A 3,052-nucleotide genomic window follows, 5' to 3' on the forward strand; every position below is an offset into this window, starting at 1 on the left:
CGCCGGTGTCTTGAGGCTGGCTCCCGCTGATCGCCCTGGTTGTGGCGTGATCCGGAACCTATAGCGCCTCCCGCGCATTCAAGGCTGCGGCCGGTGCACTGCGCACCGGTGTGCTGTTTGAGGGGAGGACGACATGGGTTTCGACCAGTATCACGAACCGCCTGAAGAACTGTCGCAGGAGGTGCGGACCTTTGCCCGCATGATCACCTCGCTGATCGAGGAGGCGGAAGCGATCAGCTGGTACGAACAGCGCATGTCGGTGGAGAAGGACCCGCAGGCGCGCGCCATCATGAAGAACGCGCAGGGCGAGGAGTTCAAGCATTTCGGCATGGATCTCGAATTCCTGCTGCGCCAGAAGAAGGACTGGCGCGCGGAACTGAAGGAAATCCTGTTCACCACGGGCGACATCGTCAAGGCCGGGGAGCGGGGCGAGAAGAAGGTGGACTAGGGTATGTCGATATTCAGGTGAGGCCGGCCTGCAAACGACGGCTTTCTGCGCTTCCGGTGCTCACGGACCCGAATGTCCGCTCCGCTCCGGTTCTCAAAAGCCATCATTTTCGGCTCGGCCTGACCTGAATCTCAACACACCCTGGCTCAGCGTTTGACAAATTCGCCAGGTCCTGCTGCTGCGATTAATCGCTGTCGCGCGCGACCAGTTCCAGCGGCCAGACCTCGCGGATGATCCGCGGACCCTCCGGGCCGGCGAAGGCGGGAAGCGACGCCAGCAGCATTTCCGCGAGCCGTTGTCCCATCGGCTCCAGCGCCGGGCGGAAGGCGGTCAGGGCTGGCGAGAAATAGCGGCAGAGCGGCGTGTCGACGATGACGGTCACTGCCATGTCGTGACCCGGCCTGATACCCATCTCTGCCAGCGCCTTGCAGCCGCCCAGCGCCATCGCGTCATTGTTGAAGATGATGGCGGTCGGCGGAGCCTTGGAGCGCATCACCTGCGGCGTCACCCCGTAGCCGCCGGCCTCGTTGATGAAGCCGGACGCGATCAGCTCGGGGTCTACCTCGATGCCGTGCCGCCGCAAGGCCTTGCGATAGCCGACCAAAAACAGATAGCCGAAATTAAGGTCGAGCGACGGGCGGACGGCGGCGATGCGGCGGTGGCCGCGCGCCACGAGGCGGTCGACCGCGTCGGCGCCGGCCTTCTCGAAATCGAGGTCGAGGGAAGGGTAGGACTTGGTTCCGGAGCGGCTGCGGCCGAGCGTGGCGAAGGGAAAGCCGGCCTGGGTGAGATAGTCGATGCGTTCATCCTCGCGCCGCGTCCAGGCCAGCAGCACCGCATCGGCGCGGCGCGTCTCGACGACGCGGCGCAGGCGCTCCTGCTGGTAGTCGCCCGGCGCGCCCATGACCACGGTCAGGTCGAGCCCGCTTTCCGCAAGCCTGGCCTGCAGCCCGATCAGGAACGGAATGAAGAACGGCTCGCCATATTGCTGGTCGCCCGGATGCGGCTGCAGCATGAAGGCGATCGAATGGGTGGCGCCTTGCCGCAGACTGCGGCCGGACTGGTTCGGCGAATAGTTGAGCGTCCTGGCCGCCTCGAGCACGCGCTGGCGCGTGTCGGCATTGACGTCGGCGCGGCCGTTCAGCGCCCGCGACACCGTGCCGATCGAAATGTTCAGGTGACGGGCAAGGTCATGAATGCTGGATGCCAAGTGACTGTACTCCCCTTGCTTGGCTAGCACCGGTAGCCGCTCAGGCCAAGGCGACAGGACGATTTTCACGAGCGGCCAATTGACATTCTACGCCTTCGGGTGTGTTCTCGTAAACGTTTACGGAAAAACGTTTACGGTCATGCCGTGGATGCCGTGACGATCGGTCTGGAGGGACCGAGCGGAGGAGGAGCGCCGGATGATCAATGCCGTCCTGGTCGGCTGCGGAGCGATGAGCAAGGCCTGGCTCGATGCCGCGCAGCAAGTCAACGGGCTCGCCATTGTCGGCCTTGTGGATCTCGATGCCGACAGGGCACGGGCGCGGGCGCACGAATACGGCCTCACCAATGCCGTCATCGGCAGCAGCCTCGATGCCGTCCTCGATCAGATCAAACCGCAAGCGGTGTTCGATGTCGTGGTTCCCGCCGCCCGGCGCGCGGTCGCGCTGTCCGCCTTTGCGCACAATTGCCATCTGCTGACGGAAAAGCCGCTCGCCGACAGTCCGGAAAATGCGCGCGCCATCGTCGAGGCCGCGCGCCGCGCCGGGCGCATCCATGCGGTCGTGCAGAACCGCCGCTATGTCGCCAATGTCAGGCGCATCCGGAGGTTCCTGGACTCCGGCGCCATCGGTGCGCCGACCAGCATCCACGCCGACTTCTTCGTCGCGCCGCATTTCGGCGGTTTTCGCGAGGAGATGGCCCATGTGCTGCTGCTCGACATGGCGATCCACACCTTCGACGCCGCTCGCTATATGGTGAATGGCGAGCCGGCCGGCGTCTATTGCCAGGAATGGGAGCCGGCCAGTTCCTGGTACAGGCAGGGATCTTCGGCCAGCGCCGTCTTCGATCTCGGCGACGGCAAGGTCTTCACCTACGCCGGCAGCTGGTGCGCGGCCGGCTTCCGCACCAGTTGGGAAAGTGCATGGCGCATCGTTGCCGAGCGCGGCAGCCTCATCTGGGACGGTCATGACGATTTGAGGGCAGAAGCAGTGATGCCGGGCCGCGAGGGAATGTTCGACAAAACCCAGCCGATCGAGGTGCCGCCGCTCGATGCGTCCGATCGCGTCGGCGGCCATCTCGGCATTCTCCAGGATTTCATGCACGCCATCGAGACCGGCACCGAGCCGGAAACGCGCGGCGGCGACAACATCAAGAGCCTGGCCATGGTTTTTGGCGCCATCGAAAGCGCCGAGACCGGCCGCCGCGTGACAATCGCAGAGGAAGCACAATGACGCCGAACCCGCTTCTCGACATCCGGATCGGCACCATGGTGCGGGCCAATCTCGACGACCCGGCGGCTTACATCAAGCAGATCCTGCCGCTCGGCTTCGAGAGCATCCAGCCCTTCTTCTGGCAGACGCTGGGCGGCAAGGATTTGCCGCGGCTGGCCGGCCAGAT

3 protein-coding genes and 1 pseudogene are annotated in these 3,052 nt (G+C 64.8%); 3 read left to right on the forward strand and 1 reads right to left on the reverse strand.

The window, feature by feature from the left end:
• Positions 1–133: 133 nt before the first annotated feature.
• Positions 134–448, forward strand: coding sequence for a hypothetical protein (locus ENZ75_RS26670; protein ID WP_013530988.1), 315 nt, complete (start codon positions 134–136; stop codon positions 446–448).
• A 184-nt stretch (positions 449–632) separates the two neighbouring features.
• Here ENZ75_RS26670 and ENZ75_RS26675 read toward each other — a convergent pair whose 3' ends face one another.
• On the reverse strand, positions 633–1,658 hold the full coding sequence (locus tag ENZ75_RS26675; RefSeq protein ID WP_063168292.1) for a LacI family DNA-binding transcriptional regulator: 1,026 nt from the start codon (positions 1,656–1,658) through the stop codon (positions 633–635).
• Positions 1,659–1,854: 196 nt separating this feature from the next.
• Between ENZ75_RS26675 and ENZ75_RS26680 the strand changes: the two genes are divergently transcribed.
• Complete coding sequence (locus ENZ75_RS26680; protein WP_063168291.1) at positions 1,855–2,886, forward strand: Gfo/Idh/MocA family oxidoreductase; 1,032 nt, start codon at positions 1,855–1,857, stop codon at positions 2,884–2,886.
• Positions 2,883–3,052: pseudogene (locus ENZ75_RS35360) on the forward strand (sugar phosphate isomerase/epimerase); the annotation flags it as partial. The gene ENZ75_RS26680 and the pseudogene ENZ75_RS35360, both read left to right, overlap by 4 nt.

This window comes from Mesorhizobium sp. M7A.F.Ca.CA.002.04.1.1, from assembly GCF_004022805.1.
Taxonomy (GTDB): domain Bacteria; phylum Pseudomonadota; class Alphaproteobacteria; order Rhizobiales; family Rhizobiaceae; genus Mesorhizobium; species Mesorhizobium ciceri.

Excerpts from the sequence above, each read along its gene's own strand:
- ENZ75_RS26670 (WP_013530988.1), top strand. The coding sequence starts at position 134 with ATGGGTTTCGACCAGTATCACGAACCGCCTGAAGAACTGTCGCAGGAG.
- ENZ75_RS26680 (WP_063168291.1), top strand. The coding sequence starts at position 1,855 with ATGATCAATGCCGTCCTGGTCGGCTGCGGAGCGATGAGCAAGGCCTGG.